This is a genomic window from Solibacillus sp. FSL W8-0474 (assembly GCF_038004065.1).
In the GTDB taxonomy this organism is placed as follows: domain Bacteria; phylum Bacillota; class Bacilli; order Bacillales_A; family Planococcaceae; genus Solibacillus; species Solibacillus faecavium.
In genome coordinates this window covers 3977629-3999060 of record NZ_JBBOQJ010000001.1, presented here as the reverse complement: position 1 = coordinate 3999060, position 21432 = coordinate 3977629, and the positions used below count along the sequence as shown (strand labels likewise).

19 protein-coding genes are annotated in these 21432 nt (G+C 36.1%); 18 read left to right on the top strand and 1 reads right to left on the bottom strand.

The window, feature by feature from the left end; translation table 11 throughout:
• Positions 1-8: 8 nt before the first annotated feature.
• From NYE67_RS20260 to NYE67_RS20195, 14 genes are all read left to right on the top strand, one after another.
• A complete protein-coding gene (locus NYE67_RS20260) occupies positions 9-1988 on the top strand; it encodes a DHH family phosphoesterase (protein WP_340726545.1) in 1980 nt (659 codons plus the stop codon).
• Complete coding sequence (rplI, locus tag NYE67_RS20255) at positions 1985-2431, top strand: 50S ribosomal protein L9 (RefSeq protein WP_340726544.1); 447 nt, start codon at positions 1985-1987, stop codon at positions 2429-2431. Before NYE67_RS20260 ends, rplI begins: the two co-directional genes overlap by 4 nt.
• A gap of 12 nt (positions 2432-2443) precedes the next feature.
• Positions 2444-3796, top strand: a complete 1353-nt coding sequence (gene dnaB / locus NYE67_RS20250; protein WP_191701073.1) for a replicative DNA helicase — start codon at positions 2444-2446, stop codon at positions 3794-3796.
• A 182-nt stretch (positions 3797-3978) separates the two neighbouring features.
• Positions 3979-5265: an adenylosuccinate synthase gene (locus NYE67_RS20245; protein ID WP_340726543.1), complete on the top strand. Its 1287-nt coding sequence runs from the start codon at positions 3979-3981 to the stop codon at positions 5263-5265.
• A 288-nt stretch (positions 5266-5553) separates the two neighbouring features.
• Positions 5554-7023, top strand: coding sequence for a M23 family metallopeptidase (locus tag NYE67_RS20240; RefSeq protein ID WP_340726542.1), 1470 nt, complete (start codon positions 5554-5556; stop codon positions 7021-7023).
• 232 nt (positions 7024-7255) lie between these two features.
• On the top strand, positions 7256-7966 hold the full coding sequence (gene yycF / locus NYE67_RS20235; RefSeq protein ID WP_191701184.1) for a response regulator YycF: 711 nt from the start codon (positions 7256-7258) through the stop codon (positions 7964-7966).
• A gap of 5 nt (positions 7967-7971) precedes the next feature.
• The gene (walK, locus tag NYE67_RS20230; RefSeq protein ID WP_340726541.1) at positions 7972-9807 is read left to right on the top strand and encodes a cell wall metabolism sensor histidine kinase WalK; all 1836 of its coding nucleotides are present in this window, start codon (positions 7972-7974) and stop codon (positions 9805-9807) included.
• Complete coding sequence (locus tag NYE67_RS20225) at positions 9804-11129, top strand: YycH family regulatory protein (RefSeq protein ID WP_340726540.1); 1326 nt, start codon at positions 9804-9806, stop codon at positions 11127-11129. The genes walK and NYE67_RS20225 overlap by 4 nt, the downstream gene beginning before the upstream one ends.
• Positions 11116-11952: a two-component system regulatory protein YycI gene (locus NYE67_RS20220; protein ID WP_340726539.1), complete on the top strand. Its 837-nt coding sequence runs from the start codon at positions 11116-11118 to the stop codon at positions 11950-11952. Before NYE67_RS20225 ends, NYE67_RS20220 begins: the two co-directional genes overlap by 14 nt.
• Positions 11953-11964: 12 nt before the next feature.
• Complete coding sequence (locus NYE67_RS20215; RefSeq protein ID WP_340726538.1) at positions 11965-12753, top strand: MBL fold metallo-hydrolase; 789 nt, start codon at positions 11965-11967, stop codon at positions 12751-12753.
• Positions 12754-12890: 137 nt separating this feature from the next.
• On the top strand, positions 12891-14186 hold the full coding sequence (locus tag NYE67_RS20210) for a S1C family serine protease (RefSeq protein ID WP_340730930.1): 1296 nt from the start codon (positions 12891-12893) through the stop codon (positions 14184-14186).
• A 163-nt stretch (positions 14187-14349) separates the two neighbouring features.
• Positions 14350-14514, top strand: a complete 165-nt coding sequence (locus tag NYE67_RS20205) for a CxxH/CxxC protein (RefSeq protein WP_191701185.1) — start codon at positions 14350-14352, stop codon at positions 14512-14514.
• A gap of 90 nt (positions 14515-14604) precedes the next feature.
• On the top strand, positions 14605-15084 hold the full coding sequence (gene rlmH, locus NYE67_RS20200) for a 23S rRNA (pseudouridine(1915)-N(3))-methyltransferase RlmH (protein WP_340726536.1): 480 nt from the start codon (positions 14605-14607) through the stop codon (positions 15082-15084).
• A gap of 9 nt (positions 15085-15093) precedes the next feature.
• Entirely contained in the window at positions 15094-15567 is a 474-nt protein-coding gene (locus NYE67_RS20195; RefSeq protein WP_340730860.1) for a hypothetical protein, read from the top strand.
• A 103-nt stretch (positions 15568-15670) separates the two neighbouring features.
• On the opposite strand, the gene NYE67_RS20190 is transcribed toward NYE67_RS20195, so the two are convergent.
• Positions 15671-15814: a hypothetical protein gene (locus tag NYE67_RS20190; protein WP_340730859.1), complete on the bottom strand. Its 144-nt coding sequence runs from the start codon at positions 15812-15814 to the stop codon at positions 15671-15673.
• A gap of 665 nt (positions 15815-16479) precedes the next feature.
• On the opposite strand from NYE67_RS20190, the gene NYE67_RS20185 reads away from it, so the two are divergent.
• The 4 genes from NYE67_RS20185 to NYE67_RS20170 all read left to right on the top strand — a co-directional run bounded on the left by NYE67_RS20185 (position 16480) and on the right by NYE67_RS20170 (position 21378).
• On the top strand, positions 16480-16782 hold the full coding sequence (locus NYE67_RS20185) for a DUF4212 domain-containing protein (RefSeq protein ID WP_340726534.1): 303 nt from the start codon (positions 16480-16482) through the stop codon (positions 16780-16782).
• A 17-nt stretch (positions 16783-16799) separates the two neighbouring features.
• Positions 16800-18473, top strand: a complete 1674-nt coding sequence (locus NYE67_RS20180; RefSeq protein ID WP_340730858.1) for a sodium:solute symporter family protein — start codon at positions 16800-16802, stop codon at positions 18471-18473.
• 564 nt (positions 18474-19037) lie between these two features.
• A complete protein-coding gene (locus NYE67_RS20175; RefSeq protein ID WP_340726532.1) occupies positions 19038-19781 on the top strand; it encodes a DUF4230 domain-containing protein in 744 nt (247 codons plus the stop codon).
• A 322-nt stretch (positions 19782-20103) separates the two neighbouring features.
• The gene (locus NYE67_RS20170; protein WP_340726531.1) at positions 20104-21378 is read left to right on the top strand and encodes an OFA family MFS transporter; all 1275 of its coding nucleotides are present in this window, start codon (positions 20104-20106) and stop codon (positions 21376-21378) included.
• Positions 21379-21432: the final 54 nt, after the last annotated feature.

Below are 21432 nucleotides of genomic sequence, written 5' to 3'. Positions count from 1 at the left end.
TGATTGAAATGGGCAATTTTCGCAAAAGACCAATTCGATATCCACTAGTAGTCTTGTTTTTACTAGGTGTAGTGGCAGCTATCCTTATGATGATATGGAATGTATGGATTGGGGTCGCATTTATAATCGTGTATTTAGGAGTTGCCTATTATACGTTAAAGATTGAAGCATTGACGTACAAAGACACAGAGCAACATATAGAAGCACTTTCCTATCGGATGGAAGATGTGGGAAAAGAGGCATTTCTTGAAATGCCATTCGGAATTGTATTATTAAATGATGACTTTACTGTGGAATGGGCAAACCCATTTATGCTTCGGGTATTACAGCAAGAATCATTAGTCGGAGTTGAATTGGATACGATTTCAGATGAATTACCTATACTTATAAATGAAGAACAGAAGAATGAAACGGTTGTGGCGATACATGACCGAAAATATCATATTTATTATAAAGAAGATGAAAAGTTATTTTACTTCTTTGATGTTACCAAACAAGTTCAGATAGAAAAGCAGTACTTGGCAGATCGTACCGTGTTGGCAATACTATTTATTGATAATTATGATGAGCTTACATCAGGTATGGATGACCAAGCGAGAAGTGTAACAAACACAATGATGACTTCTATTGTGAATGAATGGGCCGCACATTACGGTATTTTCGTAAAAAGAATAGCATCCGATCGTTTTATGGCCGTATTGAATGAATCGATATTAGCAGAGCTTGAGCAAAAGCGTTTTTCTATATTAGATGTAATACGAGAGCGAACGATGATGCAGAAGAACCTGTCATTAACTTTAAGTATTGGGATTGGAGCAGGCTCTCAATCATTAGTGGAGCTTGGCCAATTAGCACAGTCAGGTCTGGATTTAGTATTAGGACGCGGCGGTGACCAAGTGGCTATCAAGCAATCAAATGGTAAAATTCGCTTTTATGGTGGGAAAACAAACCCTGTTGAAAAGCGAACGAGGGTGCGTGCCCGTGTAATTTCGCATGCACTTAGTGATTTAATACAAGATAGTGATCAAGTATTTATAATGGGACATAAAAATCCAGACATGGACTCAATAGGGGCTAGTGTCGGTGTACGTAAAATGGTCGCAATGAATGGAGTCGAAGGATTTGTAATCGTAAATTTTGATGAAGTGCGCGGCAGTGTAGGCCGTTTGATGACCGAATTGGAGCAAAAAACGGATTTTTACAATCGTTTTATAACACCTGATGAAGCTTTATCAAAAATAACACCAAAATCTCTCGTAGTCATTGTGGACACTCATAAGCCAAGTATGGTAATTGATAGCCGATTATTAAGCAGGACAGATAAGGTTGTTGTCATTGACCACCATCGTCGCGGTGAGGAATTTATTAATAATAGTCCAACATTGGTATATATGGAGCCATATGCTTCCTCCACTGCAGAACTTGTTACAGAATTGTTGGAATATCAACCACAAAACGAAAAATTACTGCCTCTTGAAGCAACAGCGTTATTGTCTGGTATTATAGTTGATACAAAGAGCTTTACACTTAGAACAGGTGCACGTACATTTGAAGCTGCTTCCTATTTACGTACATTTGGAGCAGATACGGTTTTAATTCAACGCTTGCTAAAAGAAGATGTAGGAACATATGTCGAGCGATCAAAAATTATTCAGACAGTTCAATTTCCTTATACAGGCATTGCAGTCGCGCATGGTGAGGAAACTAAAGTATATGATTCAGTATTAATCGCCCAAACTGCGGATATTTTACTGACTATGAAAGATGTGGGTGCTTCTTTTGTTATTGCACATCGCAATGATGGATTAATTGGCATTAGTGCACGTTCTTTAGGAGACATCAATGTACAGCTTGTAATGGAAAAGCTTGGCGGCGGCGGGCACTTAACCAATGCAGCTACACAGATGAAAGCAGAAACTATTGAAGAAGTAAAAAATCATTTAATTGAAGCTATTAGCGAAATAGTCGAAGGGAGCAAGGAATCATGAAAGTAGTATTTTTAAAAGATGTAAAAGGTAAAGGTAAAAAAGGTGAAATTAAAGAAGTTGCTGAAGGTTACGCACGTAACTTTTTAATTAAAAATGGTTATGCAAAAGAAGCGAATAATCAAGCGTTGAGCGAAATTCAAGGTCAAAAGCGTTTAGAAGAAAAAAATGCAGCTGCAGAACTACAAGCAGCGAAAGATCTAAAAGAACAGTTAGAGGCTATTACAGTAGAAGTAAAGGCGAAATCAGGTGAAGGTGGACGTTTATTTGGTTCAGTTTCTACAAAGCAAATTGCAGATGCACTACAAAAAAAGCATGGCTTTAAAGTAGATAAGCGTAAAATGGATTGTAATGATGGAATCCGTTCATTAGGCTTTACAAATGTTCCTGTTAAGTTACATCAAGATGTAAAGGCAACGTTAAAAGTACATGTAATTGAAGAATAAGGAGCGACAACAATGAACGAATCCATGATGGACCGCGTTCCGCCGCATAATAATGAAGCCGAACAATCGGTTATTGGCGCAGTTTTCCTTGATCCACAAGCTCTTATAACAGCATCTGAAATTGTTATTGCAGATGATTTTTATCATATTGCACATCAGAAGATTTTCCAAACGATGCTGAATTTAAGCGATCAGGGGAAAGCGATTGATGTTGTAACTGTTACAGAAGAATTATCAGCGAAAAAAGAGCTGGAGGATATAGGTGGCTTAAGCTATATAACGGAACTGGCAAATGCAGTACCGACAGCTGCCAATATTGCACACTACGCAAAGATTGTAGAAGAAAAGGCGATATTACGTCGCCTTATTCGCGTTGCCTCTAAGATTGCGGATGATGGATATACGCGTGAAGATGAAGTAGAAGTGCTCTTAGCAGAAGCTGAGAAAAAAATGCTTGAAGTTTCAAACCGAAAAAATGCGGGAGACTTTAAGCACGTAAAAGATGTATTAGTTCAGACATTCGATAATATTGAACAGCTACAATCACGTGCCGGAGACGTTACAGGTATTCCAACCGGTTTCCGTGACTTAGATAAAATGACTGCTGGTTTCCAACGCAATGATTTAATTATCGTGGCAGCTCGTCCATCGGTTGGTAAAACAGCCTTTGCATTAAATGTTGCACAAAGTGTTGCCGTAAAGGCGCGTGAAAATGTTGCGATTTTCTCTCTTGAGATGGGTGCCGATCAACTTGTCATGCGTATGTTATGTGCGGAAGGCAATATTGATGCACAACGCCTACGTACAGGGGATTTGCAAAATGAGGACTGGGGTAAGTTGACGATGGCGATGGGAAGTTTATCGAATTCGGGAATTTATATTGATGATTCACCAGGTGTTCGGATGGCGGATATTCGCGCCAAATGCAGACGATTAGCAAAAGAGAATGGGTTAGGAATGATTTTAATCGACTACTTACAGCTAATTTTAGGTAGTGGTAAGCCTGGCGAGAACCGTCAACAAGAAGTATCCGAAATTTCACGTTCATTAAAAGGCTTGGCGCGTGAATTAAAAGTTCCAGTTATTGCGCTATCACAGCTATCACGTGGTGTAGAACAACGTCAGGATAAGCGTCCGATGATGAGTGACTTACGTGAATCGGGTTCGATTGAGCAAGATGCGGATATTGTAGCGTTTTTATACCGTGATGATTATTACGATAAAGAATCGGAAAGTAAGGATATTATCGAGATTATTATCGCGAAACAACGTAATGGTCCAACAGGTACAGTAAGTTTAGCATTCCGGAAAGAATACAATAAATTTTTAAATTTAGAATTTACCCCTCCACCACGCGAGGAATAGACATTAAACACGAACGTTTCACATAATCGACATGTGTACGTTCGTGTTTTTTATTGACTTTTATGTTTCGGAATTGTTAAAATGTTCATGCTTCATCATTAAGGAATAAAAAGTAAGTTTTATTAAAATGAATAGGATACTTAATACTTTTTAAGGATTCAATTCGTCGGAGGTGCTCGTATATGACAGCGGTAGTTGTAGTAGGTACACAATGGGGAGACGAAGGAAAAGGTAAAATTACAGATTTCCTTTCTAAAAAGGCAGATGCAATAGCTCGCTTTGCAGGTGGCGATAATGCAGGACATACAATAAAAATTGGTGAAGAAACGTATAAGCTTCACTTAATTCCATCTGGGATATTTTATTCTGATAAATTGTCGGTAATCGGCAATGGTGTTGTTATTAATCCAAAGTCCATTGTAACTGAATTAAAAGGTTTACAGGAAAGAGGTATTGATACTTCTAATTTGAGAATTTCAAATCGTGCGCATGTAATTTTGCCGTACCATATTCATCAAGATATCGTTGAGGAAGCGAGCCGTGGTGATGAGAAGATTGGTACAACAGCAAAAGGAATTGGACCATGCTATCAGGATAAAGTAGCCCGAATCGGCATACGTATTGCCGATTTAATGGATAGACCGACTTTTGAAAAGAAGTTACGTGAAAACTTAATTTTAAAAAACCGCCTATTTACGAAATTTTATGAAGTAGAAGGCTTAAATTTTGAAGATATATTTGAAGAGTATTACGCGTATGGACAAGAAATAGCCCAATATGTAACGGATACTTCAAAAGTGCTGAATGATGTAATTGATGAAGGTGGAAAAGTGTTATTTGAAGGAGCTCAAGGAATTATGCTTGATGTCGATCAAGGAACATATCCTTTCGTAACTTCATCAAATCCTGTTGCGGGAGGCATTGCGATTGGATCAGGCGTAGGTCCTACTGCAGTAGAACGCGTAGTAGGCGTATGTAAAGCTTATACATCCCGAGTGGGAGATGGTCCGTTCCCATCAGAACTACACGATGAAATTGGTCAACAAATTCGTGAAGTGGGCCGTGAATATGGTACAACGACAGGTCGCCCACGCCGTGTTGGCTGGTTTGACGCGGTAGTTGTTCGCCATTCACGTCGCGTTTCAGGAATTACTGACTTAGCATTAAACTCCATCGATGTATTGTCAGGCCTAGAAACAGTAAAAATTTGCACAGCATATGAGTATAATGGAGAGCAAATTACAGAGTACCCGGCTAACCTTGAAATAATTAAACAATGTAAGCCAGTATATGAAGAGTTACCTGGATGGTCAGAAGATGTAACGGGTGTCCGTACAATGGAAGAGTTGCCGGAAAATGCACGCAACTATATTAATCGTATTGTAGATCTTACAGGAATTCCGTTAACAACATTTTCAGTTGGTCCAGCTCGTGAACAAACTAATATTGTTAATGGTATCTGGGAATAATAGAAGTGCGCTGTAGAGGGGTATTAAAAGTCATTTGGCTTTTGATACTCCTTTTTCTATGCTATTCAAGAGTTAAAAAGAATAAAAAGGTACTAAAAAATATAAAAATAGCTCGATTAATTAGAATGTAACAATTTTTTAGATAATAATACAATTTCATTACAAAAATATTGAAGTAGTTCATTTGGTATGAGAAATATGGTACAGTGGCAAAGTGTGTTTTAACGCTTAAAGATAAATAGATGGACTAAAAATTATAGATTAGACATAGTTGGAAGGAGCTTTATCATGAGTTCAAAAGGAAACAAGTTAGGCTTGGGCAATTTAAAACAAAGTCTAAGGAATCGTCATAATGGAAAACTAAAAATGACTGCAATTTTTGCGTTACTCGTTTCTACGGTGACATTCAATCTAGGTTTCGCGAATGAAACAGATAAAGAAAAATTCGCTAAAATTTTCCATGTTTATGTAGCTGATACATATGTTGGATCTGTTGCAGATGAAGCAACAGTAGAAGAAGTTGTACTAAATAAAGAACTAGAGGCTAGTAAAAAGTATGAAGATTTAAAGGTCGATGCTAGTGCCGAAGTTAAAATTATTCCTGAGCAAGTATTTACAGTAGATGCAAATGAAGAAGAAACGATAAAAAACCTTCAAGAAGCATTGACGGTTCAAGCTCAAGCTTACTCGCTACAAGTAGAAGAGACAGTCGTTGCTTCATTGAAGGATAAAGAAGATTTTGAAGCTGTAATTGACGGATTAAAGCTTCAGTATATTACTCAATATCAATTGAATAAATTGAAAAACAACTCAACTAATGATTCATTACCCGAATTGAAAAAAGATGAAACACGTTTAATCGATGTTGCCTTATCAGCTCCAATTACGGGACAGGAAGATTTAGCAAAGCCTGAAGAAATTGTTTCTGTTTCAGAGGCGGTCCAGTTATTACAAACAGGTTCAATAGAGCAAGAAGCCTATACTGTAAAATCTGGGGATGTGTTGGGCTCCATAGCATCTGCACATGGTTTAACAACGGCACAATTGCTAAATTTAAACCCTTCTCTTAAAGAAAATACAGTACTTCAGATTGGTCAAGAATTAAATGTAACAGTAGAAAAACCATTTGTTACTGTGAAGGCAGTTTATGAGAAGAAAAAAATTGAAGAAATTGATTTCGCCAAAATTGTTGAAGAAGATCCAACAATGTTAAAAGGTGAAAAGCTTGTTAAGCAAGAAGGTAAAAAAGGTAAAAAAGAAGTTACTTATTTAATTTCAGAAGAAAATGGTGTACGAACAGAGCGACTTCAATCTGTGGAAAATATATTAGTAGAACCTGAAAATCGTATAGTCGTTGTAGGAACGAAGGTTATTCCTTCTGTTGGAACAGGGACATTTGCTTGGCCAGCAGTTGGAGGTTATGTTTCAAGTAATATGGGGCATCGTTGGGGACGCTATCATTATGGAATCGATATTGCGCGACCATCCAATTATACGATCAAAGCTTCAGATAATGGGGTTATTAAAACAGCTGGCAGTCATTCAACTTATGGGAACTATGTTGTGATCGACCATAATAATGGTTTTGAATCACTATACGCTCACTTATCGCGTATTGACGTATCAGTTGGACAAGTAGTAGAACAAGGATCGGCGCTTGGACAAATGGGTTCAACAGGTCGTTCCACAGGAACTCATTTACATTTCGAAATTCACAAAAATGGTTCAGAAGTAAATCCATTATCATATTTAAATTAATCTGGGAGGTGTGTTAAAAGCTTTGTCTTTTAGCACACTTTTTTCAATATACAGCACTTTTCGAATTTAGAACTAAAATTCGAAAAAAATTAAAAAATATTTCCTGGAAAATAATTTATGGGAAACATCTGTATAATGCATCAAATCGTAAAGCGTGATAGAGTAATGATAGTAAATTATAAAATTACTTTTTATTTCATATAGAATTTATTAGGAAAGAGGTATATAGATGATGGATAAAACAATTTTAGTTGTAGATGATGAAAAACCAATTGCAGATATTCTACAATTTAACTTAATTAAAGAAGGTTATCGTGTAATTTGTGCATACGATGGAGACGAAGCACTACAAAGAGTTGAAGAAGAGCAACCAGATTTAATGCTGTTGGATATTATGCTTCCAAAGCGTGATGGGATGGAAGTATGTCGTGAAGTCCGTAAAAAATATGATTTCCCTATTATTATGCTAACAGCAAAAGGCTCGGAGATTGATAAAGTATTAGGTCTTGAAATGGGTGCAGATGATTACGTTACGAAACCATTTAGTACGCGTGAACTAATCGCACGTGTGAAGGCAAATATGCGTCGATTAAATGTCCCTGCTCAAGTAGAAGAAGCAACAGCTGAATCGAATGATATTGTTGTAGGTTCATTGACAATTCAGCCTGATGCATATTTAGTGTTAAAGCGTGAAGACTCCATTGAGTTGACCCATCGTGAATTTGAATTATTACACTATTTAGCAAAACATATTGGCCAAGTAATGACACGTGAACACTTGCTGCAAACGGTTTGGGGATATGATTACTTTGGAGATGTACGTACAGTAGACGTGACAATTCGCCGTCTGCGGGAAAAAATTGAAGATAATCCTAGTCATCCTTTATGGATTGTGACAAGACGAGGTGTCGGTTATTATTTACGAAATCCTGAACAGGAGTAGACTGCATGCAAAAAGTAAGCTTTTTTAAATCAATTCATGTAAAGCTTGTATTAATCTATGTACTTTTAATTATTATTGCGCTCCAAATTATTGGTATTTATTTTTCAAAGCAGCTTGAGACGAATTTGAAATCAAATTTCCAAGATTCCATTCGTCAAAGGATCGAGCTTGTACACTATAGTATTCGTGAAGAAATGATTAAAGAAGTGGATGATACGGCACCTTCAATAGAGTTAAGGTTAAGCACAATTTTACAGGAAGTTTCTACAGAAGATATTAATAAAATTATTGTTGTTAATAATCGCAGTCGTATTCTAGCTACCTCGGATGCAAATAATCAGTCTCTAGTGGGTCAACGGGCAAATGAAGATAATATAAGTAAAGCGATGTCCGCCGAAACGTTATGGGATAGTATATCGCTCGACCGTGATACAGGGCAGCGAGTCTGGCTGCTTGCATACCCCATAACCGATACAGTGGGGCCAAATGGGGAAGTAAGAGGTGCTATATATGTCGAATCTAATATTGAAAAAGTATATGAACAACTAAATGAAATAAACCGTATTTTTGCTGCCGGTATTGCAATGTCTCTGGCTATTACAATTATTTTAGGAATACTTGTTGCACGAACGATTACAAGACCCATTTCCGATATGCGTAAACAGGCGCAAGCGATGTCAAAAGGAAATTATTCGCGAAAAGTACGTGTATACGGAACAGATGAAATCGGTCAGTTAGCGATTGCTTTTAACCATTTAACTAATCGCCTACAAGAAGCGCAGTCTACGACAGAAGCTGAACGCCGAAAGTTGGCAAGCGTTCTAAGTAACATGACAGATGGAGTTATTGCAACAGATCGCAAAGGCAAAATTATATTAATTAATGAGCCTGCTTTGGATTTACTTCATGATACACGGGAATCTACATTAAATCGTCCAATTGCTTCTGTTTTAGGGCTGGATCAGGAATATAGCTTTGAAGATTTAATTCATATGAAAGATCCGGTAAACCTTGATTTTAGCATGAATGATGCACCTTATATTTTACGAGCTAACTTCTCTGTTATTCAAAAGGAAACAGGCTTTGTTAATGGTTTAATTACTGTATTGCATGATATTACCGAGCAAGAAAAAATTGATATGGAACGTCGAGAGTTCGTAGCGAACGTATCTCATGAGCTTCGTACACCCCTTACTACAATGCGTAGCTATTTAGAGGCATTGGCAGAAGGTGCTTGGCGTGATGAAAATATTGCACCGACGTTTTTGAATGTAACACAAACAGAAACCGAGCGCATGATTCGTTTAGTAAATGATTTATTACAGCTTTCTAAAATGGACAGCCAAGAGTATGAATTGAATTTAGGATTTGTAGAGTTTAATAAGTTTTTCACTCAAATTATTGATCGCTTTGAAATGTCGAAGTCACAAAATGTAGATTTTATCCGCTTACTTCCAGAGAAAAGCTATTTTGTTGATATTGATACCGATAAGCTCACACAGGTAATCGATAATATTATTTCAAATGCATTAAAATATTCTCCAGATGGTGGTAATATCCGATTTGGGTTTACTGTACATGATAATATGCTTCGTGTCATGATTTCGGATGACGGGATGGGAATTCCAAAGGAAAATGTAGCACGGATATTTGATCGCTTCTATCGTGTAGATCGAGCACGTGCACGATCAATGGGTGGAACTGGCTTAGGACTTGCAATTGCCCGCGAAATGATTGAAGCACATGGCGGAAAGATTTGGGCAGAAAGTGAGGAAGGTCAAGGTACTACGATATTCTTCACTTTACCATACGAATTGGATGAAGCGGGGGATTGGGAATGAAATATGTCGAACAAGTAAAATCAATTTTATTAACATTCCTCGTTTTGCTCAGTATTATTTTGACGCTTCTTATTTGGAACTATAAGCCTGACTATGGGTTAATAGAAGAAACACAAATTGAGGAAGTTATGGTCGGGGATTCAAAGGAACTGAAAGATGTATTAAAGCCTTATCGACTGTTGTACCGGCAAAACGACGAATTTTTTGGCACAGTATCTCCAAGTGTTTTAAATGAACTCTACAGCTATTTACAATCATGGCAAACGAATGAGCTGATTTTAATTAATAGCAACCTATCAGATGAAAAAATAAATGAAATTATAAAAACGAATAATCGTATCACGATGTTTTTCAATGGTGAGGTTCCGTTACAGGTTTTTTCAAAAGTTGTATCATTTAATGATAAGACAATACCGGAAGCAAGCTTTACTCGTCTAATTTTAGACTGGTCAACTGTAGAAACAAACAATCAGTTACAACTGCTCTTTTTGAATACAGAAAAACGGATATTATATAGAGCATATGTAGATTTAGTAAATAGAGACAAGTTTTTGACAGAAGTAATTAAGCCTGCAAAAGATTATATTCCATATGTAGAAATAGAACGAGATTCATTACGTTCATTGTATGTCTCAAAAGATCCGATTCAATCAACACGCTATACGTATTTAATACAGGAGATTCCTCCAAATTTATTTAAATCAATTGTTTTTACACAACCGAAAATTGTACAGCGAAATACTGAAAGTGAACATTCGGAAAGGTATAGAGATGATACATCATTAATGACGGTGGATACTAAGAATCGCATGCTTAATTATGTGTATCCGCCTGCAGAAAGTATTGCGCCAATTCTATCATCGAGATTACTGATTGATAGCTTTGATTATATAAATGATCATGGTGGATTTACAGGAGACTATCGATTCTCTTCGATGAATATAGATAAGCATATAACTGAATATCAACTGTTTTTACATGGATTGCCGATTTATAGTAATAGTAATATGACGACGACAACCCGCATCATAACAACATGGGGTGAAAATCGTATTTTCCGTTATCGACGTCCTTATTATTCTATCGCAACAGAAGGCGAAGTTTATAGATCACAGAAAGAATTAGTTTCTGGTGAACAAGTAATCGAATATATTCGAAAAACGGATAACTCATTTAAAGATATTGATGAAGTTGTTGTTGGCTATTATTTCGCGCAAGATGAAGCGTTCATTTTAGAACCTAGTTGGTTTACCATTTCAAACGATGAGTGGACCCGCATTTCACCTGAATATACAGGGGGGATTATAAATGGATTGGAGTAGAACCAAATCTATTTTTATATGGGTGTTTTTAATATTGAATCTCTTTTTATATACGCAATATCTAGAAAGCTATAACGAAGGTCAACTAATTGAGGTTTTAGGAGAAACGACGAAAAAAATCGAAGCGCGTTTGAAAGAAGATAATATTACTTATATAGCACTTCCAAATAACAATGAGAGTGCAGCTTATTATTCTGGGCAAATCAAAAAATTCTCACCGGCAGAAATTCCATTTTTCCCAAATCAGTTTACACAAATCGAAAATGAAAACAAGCTGATTGTCACGATGGAAAAGCCAGTAAAGCTTCAGGAAAACGGTGGCAGGAATCCATTTCTTGAATTTCTTTATAATTATGTACATGAAGGCGACTCCTATGTATTATGGAATGTTGATGAAGAAAAAAGAGAGGCTACATTTTTCCAGAAGGTAAATAACTTAACACTGTATTACAATGTACGAGGTTATGTGAAAATTTACTGGGATGATGAAAATCGTGTGTATGCGTATGAGCAAACAATGCTGGAAAAACATGAGAAGCTAGATAAACAACAAAATTTATTAACGGCAATACAAGTTTTGCAGATCTTAGATAATAAAAATTTATTAAAACCAGATTCTCAAATTTTAGAGATGAATATTGGCTATTCCACAATTTTGCAATTACCACCAACTCAGGTTTTTGCGCCTACTTGGGAAGTGCGTGTGAAGCTAAAAGATGGTCAAGAAGAAATACATTTTGTAAATGCAGTACAAGGCAAGATTGTGGAATTACAAAATGATTTATCCGAAATCGTCGAAGAGACGGAGGATTTGGAAGAGTAGGGAGTTTTAACAATGCGATTTAGCGTTTTAGCAAGTGGCAGTACAGGAAACGCAGTCTACGTAGAAAATGATGAGCATTCATTTTTGATTGATGTAGGCTTAAGCGGAAAAAAAATGGAGCAACTGTTTGCTAATATAGATCGTGATATGAAAAATTTATCAGGTATTTTAGTAACTCATGAGCATAGTGATCATATTAAAGGTCTTGGAGTTATTGCACGTAAATATAATATACCAGTATATGCAAATGCAAAAACATGGACAGCAATGGATGGTTTAGTTGGTACAATTCCAACAGATTTATGCTTCGATTTTGATATGGAAACAGTAAAAACATTTGGCAGTCTTGATATTCAATCGTTTGCCGTGTCGCATGATGCCGCGGATCCAATGTTCTATACATTCCATGATAATGGCCGTAAGCTTGTTGTCATTACAGATACGGGCTATGTAAGTGATCGGATGAAAGGATATATCTCAGCAGCAGATGCGTATGTATTTGAAAGTAATCATGATGTGAGTATGCTGCAAATGGGTAAATACCCTTGGAGCATTAAACGACGTATCTTATCTGATGTCGGCCACGTTTCAAATGAAGATGCTGCAGTAGCAATGGCAGATGTCGTAGCGGAAAAGCAGACGCAAATTTATTTAGCCCACTTAAGTAAAGACAATAATATGAAAGATTTAGCTCGTATGAGTGTCGAACAAACGTTGCAGTCTTGCGGAATTATAACGGGGGAGTATTTGCATTTACATGATACAGATGCAAACGAACCTACCAAGCTTGTGATGGTATAAATATGGGTAAAGGGATGTGTTGAAAGTCTATACTTTCAACACATCTTTTTTTTAAGGAGGTTTTAAGTAATTTTCATCTAATTTTAATGTTAAATGTGTATGCTATGAATAAGAAAAGTAATGAAAGGATGAACATCATGGGTTATTTTCCTGAAGATGAAAATGAAAAAAAGGATGGCCAAAACAACCATATTACAGAGCTTGAGGCTCGTTTAAAAAGAGAAGAGGAAGAAAGACAGCAGCGCCTAAAAAACAAAGGTAATAAAACTAGTAAATTAGGCTACTTTATATCGGGACTGAGCGGTGTTGTTGTAGGTGCTTTATTATTATGGCTACTTTTACCGTCTCTTGCTAATCAGTTGCCAGGTTCAAATGAAATAAACTCTATTTCAAGTGAATCATCAAACTCAACAATTAATCAAACTGCAACGGAAGTAACGACTGATGTTACGAATGCAGTAGAAAAAGTATCGAGCGCTGTAGTAGGGATAACAAATATCCAAAAAGTTGCACCAAATTTCTGGAATCAAAGTACCGGGACTGAACAAGCTGTAGGAAGTGGTTCAGGCATTGTTTATAAAGTAGAAAAGGATTTTGCTTTTATTGTTACGAATCACCACGTAGTAGAAGGTGCAGAACAAATTGAAGTAACATTGGAAGATGGCGAAAAGGTTGAAGCACAGCTTGTTGGCTCAGATATTTGGACAGACTTAGCAATTATCTCTATTCCGAGTGAAGGAATTGAGACAGTGGCGCAATTTGGTGATTCCGACGTATTAAAACAAGGTGAAACAGTTATTGCAATCGGTAACCCATTAGGCTTAGAATTCTATGGATCGGTAACAACGGGTGTTATTTCAGGGAAGGATCGATCTGTACCAGTTGATTTAAATGAAGATGGTGTAGAGGATTGGTCGACTGAAGTATTACAAACAGATGCAGCAATTAACCAAGGGAATTCCGGCGGTGCTTTAATTAATATTGCCGGTGATTTAATAGGCATAAATTCCATGAAAATTGCGCAATCTTCAGTAGAAGGTTTAGGTTTTGCAATTCCGATTAATTCAGCAATACCTATTATTGATCAGTTAGAGAAGCATGGAGAAGTTCAACGCCCAACAATGGGTATTTCATTAGTTGATTTGACAGAGGTTCCGGCTTATTACCAGCAGCAGACATTACAATTACCTGAAGAGGTAACGAACGGTGTTGTCATTTCACAAGTTGTGCGCGGATCTGCTGCAGATAAAGCAGGTTTACAGCAATATGACGTTATTGTGGAGATGGATGGACAAAAAATCGAGAATTCGATTCAGCTCCGAAAACATTTATATAATGAGAAGGCAATTGGGGATACATTGCAAATTAAAGTGTACCGTGAAGGAGAAATAGTTGAAGCACAATTGGAATTAGTAGAGAATGCACAATTATAAATTGTGGATAACTAAATATTAGAACTATTTTATGCACAATGGGTAGAGAAGAAAAAGGCTTTTCTTTTCTACCCGATTTTTGTTTGTTACAATGGATTGTGGATAACATTTAAAAATTGTGAATAAGTTTCTAGAAATTTCAGAAAAGAAAGAAGGATTAAAAATGAAAAAATATAGCTGCGAAACCCATATAGATCACGCTTTAGATATGCTGGTAGCTGAGACAGAACAATTTCCAACGATGGACTTTTTAACAGAAGATGAAAAGTTATCAACAACTTGTTCTTACTGTGAAGAGCAAGCAACATATATAGTATCAAGTAAATAACTTTACACCATATATAGGTTTTAGTTGTGGATATGTGTATAACTTTTGTGGATAACTTGTTTGTAAATGGAATGTAAAGGTGGATAAGTTGTGAATATAACAATCATTTCAGTAGGTAAACTTAAAGAAAAATATTTGAAGTTAGGTATCGAAGAATACGTGAAGCGTTTAGGCGGATATGCAAAGATTGATTTAGTAGAGGTTCCGGACGAAAAGGCACCTGAACAGTTGAGTGAAGCCGATATGGAAATTGTGAAACGTAAAGAAGGTGAGCGCATCCTAGCAAAAATTAATGAGGGTACATATGTTATTGCGCTCGCTTTAGATGGCAAAATGAAAACAAGTGAAGAAATGGCCGCTGATTTAGAATCTCTCATGACATACGGAAAAAGTAAAGTCGCCTTTGTTATTGGCGGTTCATTGGGGCTGCACACCGATGTATTAAAACGAGCAGACGAAAAGCTGTGCTTTGGAAAAATGACGTTACCTCATCAGTTAATGAAGCTCGTATTAGTAGAACAGATTTATCGTAGTTTTAGGATTATTAAGGGAGAACCGTATCATAAATAGGAGTATTAAATGGACACTCAATTTTTATATTATAAGAAATATAAATCATATGCAGTTCCAGTTGATTATGTTAATTGGGCCTTTAAAATGTTGGGAAATGAGCTTTCTTCTCCATCGCTAAATATACTGGCTTCCTTGAGAGAACCATTTAATATTTTTGAGGTGGAACGATATTTTAAAAACGCAATGTTTGAATTAAAATTGCCAGAGCCGTCGCATAAAGAAAGCGCGGAAGGTTACGTGCAATACTTAATGCAACAAATAATACTAGGTAACGGTAATGTTATAGATAGGGCATATGAAGTTTATAAAATATTACGGGAATATTGGGATTATGATGATGAAAAACTAATTGTTTGGTACAGAATAATTGAGATGATTGATGACTTTTATTATGGTGACAACGTAAATAATATTACCGAAGATTTTCTCTTAAATGTTATTGCACGAGAAGCAAATGTGCAGTTAGAGAAGGGTTACTGAGAAGTAGAAATATCGCACTTAGCAATATTAAGGAGAAGCGGATTTTTTCGATGTGAGAAAAGCTTTAGTCCAAGTTCTAAGTCGAACCGGACTAAAGCTGTTCTTATATGCCTCTGTGCTTTGTCACTTCTTGTGGAGGATTATTATGAATCACTTGGTTAAACTCTTTGGAATACTCTTCACGGTGATTAATATCTTTTTTAGGCTTTTTTCTTTTTGTAAAAGTTGTTTTACTTTTCTTAGCCATCAATCGTTCACCTCCATTTTATGAGTCAAAGCTATGCGACAGAGTCAAAATTAATTTGTTCAGAACGGTTAATTTTATGCTTGATTTTTAATGGTTTTTAAATTAAAAAAATAACTTTAATTTACTAATTAAGTACACAATAAAGAATGCTACTTGAATTGCTGGATTGGCAGCTTACCAGGTAGCGTTACTTCTCTTTTCTAGTGCATATAAGAGGAATTAAGGATAAATAATAATGCGCATTTATCATAATTAAGTGAAGTTTTTAAAAGTACCACCTAAGACGTTGATTTGTCATCGTTTTAGGTGGTTTTACTTTTTTTTATAGTTACTTAGATACTTGCCTTAAGTAATCCTTTTCTTTTTTTTGAGCAAATTGTCTAGGAGTTTTTTACTTCATATTCGTTTTATCTGGGTTATTTCCAACATATATTAGAAAACGTTGAGATTATAGGAGGTGTTTAGTTGCTGCTGTTTTTTATTTTATTTACTATTTGCTGCCTTATCTATGCACTAATAAAAAAACGTTTTATTGCACTTACCTTTCCTGTAGTTGCACTAGTTATTTTAATGATAGTCAAAGTACTGTTGGTTCCGCTTCCTTTAATGGAAACGCTTCAATTCATTTTTGATCTGAGATAAATTAATGAAGAAAGGTGGTCCGAATGAAAAAGATTGATCAAAAGGTTGCTGATGCTTATTTCCGTGAGAAAAATAGGTACATGCTCGTTTACTTTGTTATCTGGTTTCTTGTGTCTTACGTCGTCGTAGCGTTTGCAGACTCGTTGACTGAAATTCAATTTTTAGGCTTCCCATTCCATTATTTCATGGGAGCAATTGGAGCATTGTTTACTTTCATTGTTTTACTGTTTGTAAATGCGATTGTCGGTGACAAAATTGATAAAAAGTATGGGATTGATGATGAACGCAATAAAGAAATAGGCGCAAAAAATATGATAGATCACTAATGGAAGGGGGATGAATAATGGATAGTCAATTTTTAGTGTCACTGGTGATTATATTAAGTACATTCGCTTTGTATATTTGGATTGCAGTATTTAATACTGCTAAGCAAACATCTGATTTCTATGTTGCTGGCCGTGGAGTTCCTCCTATTTTTAATGGGATGGCAATCGGAGCAGACTGGATGAGTGCAGCATCCTTTATCGGAATGGCCGGAACGATCATGTTACTTGGCTATGATGGCTTAGCTTATATTATGGGATGGACTGGCGGGTATTTATTTTTAACGATATTACTTGCGCCGCAACTCCGTAAATTTGGGCGCTTTACTGTACCTGAATTTATCGGAGACCGTTTTAATAGTAAGGCAGCACTAATAATAGCGGCTATATGTACAATAATAATAAGCTTCACGTATTCCATTGGACAGCTATCAGGTTCTGGTGTAGTAATCGGACGCCTTTTTGAAATAGATGCAAAATTAGGAACAATGATCGGCGTTGTGTTAATTGCCTTTTATGCAGCATTTGGTGGGATGAAAGGTATTACTTGGACACAAGTAGCACAATACATTATTTTAATTATTGCTTACTTAGTACCAGTTATTTTTATGTCATTACAATTAACGAGTAATCCTTTACCGTGGATTTCCTATGGTGAAATTGTAACAAAAATGGGCGAACTTGACCGAGAGCTCGGAATCTCGGAATACTTTGCGCCATTTACAAATGGAACCAAATGGCAATTTTTAGCGCTTATGTTCACATTAATGTGTGGTACAGCCGGACTTCCCCATGTTATTGTCCGTTTTTATACGGTAGGGACTATGAAGGCAGCGCGTTGGTCAGGTGCATGGGCACTAGTGTTTATCGGACTTTTATATTTTAGTGCACCAGCTTATGCAGCCTTTGCACGTTTCATTTTAATGACGGAAATCGCTGGTAATAAGATTGCGGAATTACCGGCCTGGACTCAATCATGGATTGATACAGGAAAACTAGGGATAGTCGATACGAATGGTGATGGCATTCTTCAGTGGCTTGAACTTAAAATCGCTAATGACATTGTCGTAATGGCTACCCCTGAAATCGCAAATCTAGGTGTATTTGTTATTGGATTAGTAGCTGCAGGTGCAATGGCGGCTGCGTTATCTACTGCTGGTGGCTTGATGATCTCAATTTCTTCGTCGTTTGCACATGATATTTATTATCGCATCATCAATCCTCAAGCCTCTGAACAAAAACGTCTACTTGTAGGTCGTATTTCCATTGTCGTTGCAACATTACTAGCAGGAATTATTGCATTGAATCCACCTGGTGCCATTACACAAATTGTCGCATGGGCATTTGCACTTGCTACCGGTACTTTCTTCCCAGCACTTGTATTGGGCGTCTGGTGGAAACGAGCGAATGCAAAAGGAACTATGGCTGGTATGCTTGTCGGTTTAACTGTGACACTCGTTTACATTTTTAGTGCGAAGTATGGCGGATTTACGATATTAGGAATTATCGATACAGGTGCGGGTGTTTTCGGAGCAATAGCTGCCTTCGCTACTAATATCATTGTGTCACTCTCAACGCGTCCACCTTCACAAGAACTTCAGGATGCGGTTATAAACCTACGTTATCCTGAACAAATGACGTATAAAGACGGTGAAGTTTATTTAAATGACGGCTCAATGAAAGATTTAAATTAAGTGGGGGAATTATTCCACTTACAGAATGGCTAAACTAAAAAGATGCCAAAACGTTGTTAATTAGACGTTTTGGCATCTTTTTATTCCTCATTAAAGGATAGGATGGCCTCTACCTTATGGCTGAGAAAACTAGAAGCATCGTATTGTCATGCAAGTGTTCCTTTAATTAAATTACATAATTTACTTAAGTAAGATCCTTTTCTAAAGGAAACAAAAAAGGCAGCATCTCACAAGGAGATGCTGCGGTAGAATTCTTTGTTCCTGAAGAACTCTAATGGGTTTGGCACCCAATAATGCTGATTTCGCAATCTTAAATTACCATTATTCGATGTCAACAAGTATTAGTGTTTTTCTACTTATTCAATATACCATAGTTATCAGTGAAATCTTAAATAATTATGTATTCTGTGTATAAACTTGAAAACAGTAGTTTGTTTTAATGAAATGTAAGAAATGTTTCTTCTAAAATTTCGATGGTTTATATAGTATAACTTGCCAAATTTTATAATTTCCCCTACTTTAAAAATAGAAGTCTATTAAACATCATAGGGAGGGGGGAATGATATGAGTAAAAAAGACGAAGCCTTAACACAAATTGAGCGGATATTGAAGGAACTAAAAGAGGGCGAAGAAGAAAGTGCAGCTACTGCCGTTGTTGGACAAAGTAGGAGAAGTACCAATATTTCAGGAGCATTATTGAAGGTGCTATTTAAATTTTGGGGATTAAAATTTATTTTAATTGTATTGTTTCTCATCGGCCTCGTATCTGGAGGTGCTTGGTTATACTTTGGAAGTACATTTAAAAGCGAAAGTACAGTATTTGTAGAACAAGTCCAGGAATTAGCCACGCTTGCAACAGCTGAAGCCCATGTAACTGTAACTATTGAGGAAGAAGACAATAAGCTGTTCGGAAATAATATTGCAGTTAATTTGCCAGGTACAAAGAGGGAGCTGTTATTAATAGTTCCTGCTACAGTTATCGCAGGAGTAGATCTTAAAGGTATCACTTCAGACGATATAAAGGTGAATGATGATAAAAAAGAGTTAGAAATTATTCTGCCAAAGGCAACACTTATACATGATCCAGCAATCCAAATGGATCATGTTAAAACTTTCTCTGACGAAGGAATATTCCGTGGGGAAGTGAAATGGAATGAAGGATTTGACTTGGCAGCAATAGCGCAGAAAGATATTAAAGATAAGGCTATTGAAATAGGCTTATTACAATCAGCAGAAAAAAGTGCGGAGAAAGTTCTCAAAGGTTTCTTTAGCAACCTAGGCTATACGGTGAAAGTAACGTTTAAATAAAATGGTAATCTTAAAATCGAAATAACCAGTTTTTCTAACAGTCTAATGAATATCATTAGACTGTTTTTTATTTTGGAATATAATAATGCATTTAGCCTAACTTTTCTAACTTTTCTCAAAAAAATATTTTAATATAACAATTACTATTCATTTATGTGTAAAGATGTTATATAATCATTTTATTAATTTTCGTAAATAAACAATATAAAACCTAAAAATAAATATCAATAACAATATTTATTAATAAATTACGAACATAAACTATAATTTTAATTATAATGTTCGTATTTTAAGGTTAATAGGATAACGAAGGAGTTTTATTGTGGGAAAGTTTGAAAATAAGTGGATTCGTGCTGTAATTCCAGCTTTGTTGATTCACTGTAGCATCGGTACTGTTTACTGTTGGTCATTGTTTAAGGCAGATATTGCCTCTTACATTGGAAATTCTGTCGGTGAAGTGGAATGGGCATTTAGTATAGCCATTTTTGTTCTGGGAATGTCTGCGGCCTTTGGTGGAAAATTTGTTGAAAAAGATATTCATAAGTCGTCATTGCTTGCGGCAATATTTTTTGTTGTGGGGATGGCAGCAACAGGTTTCTTTATTTATCAAAAGTCGTTACTAGGTATTTATATTTCTTATGGAGTGATTATGGGAATTGGGCTTGGAATTGGGTATTTAACACCAGTAAAAACACTGATGCTTTGGTTTAAAGAGCAAAAAGGTTTAGCAACGGGTCTTGCTGTTGCCGGCTTTGGTTTAGCAAAAGTCATTGCTAGTCCGTTAATGGAAAAGTTACTTGGTGAAAGAAACAATGAAGGAATTTTAGTGAATCCAACCAATATCTATACAATGTTTTACGTTTTGGCTGGAATCTATTTAGTAATGATGGTTATTGGACACTTAATTTTAAAGAAACCATCAGGATTCGAAGAGGAAAGTATACAAATGCAAAGCTTTAGCTATAAAAAAGTATTAACGAATAAAACGTTTATCGGTATTTGGTTGATGTTCTATATTAATATTACATGTGGCTTAGCATTAATTTCACAAGAAAAAGGGATATTAGCATTCATTGGATTTGGAGCAATTGGTTTAGTTAGTTCATTAACAGCTATTTTTAATGCAGGTGGGCGAATTGCATTTTCTGCATGGGGGGATCGTTTAAAAGATCGTAACTCCATATATAAAATTATATTCATTTCTTCCATTGTCATAATTTTATGTACGGTTGTGTTTGATGGCATTAATAATTCTATGGCAATTCTTATTATTGCTTTACTTTGTATCGTAAATGCAGGTTACGGCGGTGGGTTCTCTTCTTTACCACCACTGTTATCCGACCGCTTTGGTTTAGACAGTATTTCAACTGTGCATGGCTTAGCTTTATCAGCTTGGGCATTTGCAGGATTGTCAGGGAACCAGTTAAGTGCATTTATTCTGGAAAAGACACAATCCTATGACATGGTATTATATGTAATTATGGCTTTGTTCACGCTTGCGACTTTAATTAGTATTTTCGTTGTGAAGCCTGAAAAAGTAAACTTGGAAAATGATGAGTTTAATAAGAAAGAAGAAATAGTAGTAGGTTTAAGATAAATATAAAAGTAAAAAGAGAAATTGCACTGTGCAATTTCTCTTTTTGTTTAACTA

Excerpts from the sequence above, each read along its gene's own strand:
- NYE67_RS20260 (WP_340726545.1), top strand. The coding sequence starts at position 9 with ATGGGCAATTTTCGCAAAAGACCAATTCGATATCCACTAGTAGTCTTG.
- rplI (WP_340726544.1), top strand. The coding sequence starts at position 1,985 with ATGAAAGTAGTATTTTTAAAAGATGTAAAAGGTAAAGGTAAAAAAGGT.
- dnaB (WP_191701073.1), top strand. The coding sequence starts at position 2,444 with ATGAACGAATCCATGATGGACCGCGTTCCGCCGCATAATAATGAAGCC.
- NYE67_RS20245 (WP_340726543.1), top strand. The coding sequence starts at position 3,979 with ATGACAGCGGTAGTTGTAGTAGGTACACAATGGGGAGACGAAGGAAAA.
- NYE67_RS20240 (WP_340726542.1), top strand. The coding sequence starts at position 5,554 with ATGAGTTCAAAAGGAAACAAGTTAGGCTTGGGCAATTTAAAACAAAGT.
- yycF (WP_191701184.1), top strand. The coding sequence starts at position 7,256 with ATGGATAAAACAATTTTAGTTGTAGATGATGAAAAACCAATTGCAGAT.
- walK (WP_340726541.1), top strand. The coding sequence starts at position 7,972 with ATGCAAAAAGTAAGCTTTTTTAAATCAATTCATGTAAAGCTTGTATTA.
- NYE67_RS20225 (WP_340726540.1), top strand. The coding sequence starts at position 9,804 with ATGAAATATGTCGAACAAGTAAAATCAATTTTATTAACATTCCTCGTT.
- NYE67_RS20220 (WP_340726539.1), top strand. The coding sequence starts at position 11,116 with ATGGATTGGAGTAGAACCAAATCTATTTTTATATGGGTGTTTTTAATA.
- NYE67_RS20215 (WP_340726538.1), top strand. The coding sequence starts at position 11,965 with ATGCGATTTAGCGTTTTAGCAAGTGGCAGTACAGGAAACGCAGTCTAC.
- NYE67_RS20210 (WP_340730930.1), top strand. The coding sequence starts at position 12,891 with ATGGGTTATTTTCCTGAAGATGAAAATGAAAAAAAGGATGGCCAAAAC.
- NYE67_RS20205 (WP_191701185.1), top strand. The coding sequence starts at position 14,350 with ATGAAAAAATATAGCTGCGAAACCCATATAGATCACGCTTTAGATATG.
- NYE67_RS20195 (WP_340730860.1), top strand. The coding sequence starts at position 15,094 with ATGGACACTCAATTTTTATATTATAAGAAATATAAATCATATGCAGTT.
- NYE67_RS20190 (WP_340730859.1), bottom strand. The coding sequence starts at position 15,814 with ATGGCTAAGAAAAGTAAAACAACTTTTACAAAAAGAAAAAAGCCTAAA.
- NYE67_RS20185 (WP_340726534.1), top strand. The coding sequence starts at position 16,480 with ATGAAAAAGATTGATCAAAAGGTTGCTGATGCTTATTTCCGTGAGAAA.
- NYE67_RS20180 (WP_340730858.1), top strand. The coding sequence starts at position 16,800 with ATGGATAGTCAATTTTTAGTGTCACTGGTGATTATATTAAGTACATTC.
- NYE67_RS20175 (WP_340726532.1), top strand. The coding sequence starts at position 19,038 with ATGAGTAAAAAAGACGAAGCCTTAACACAAATTGAGCGGATATTGAAG.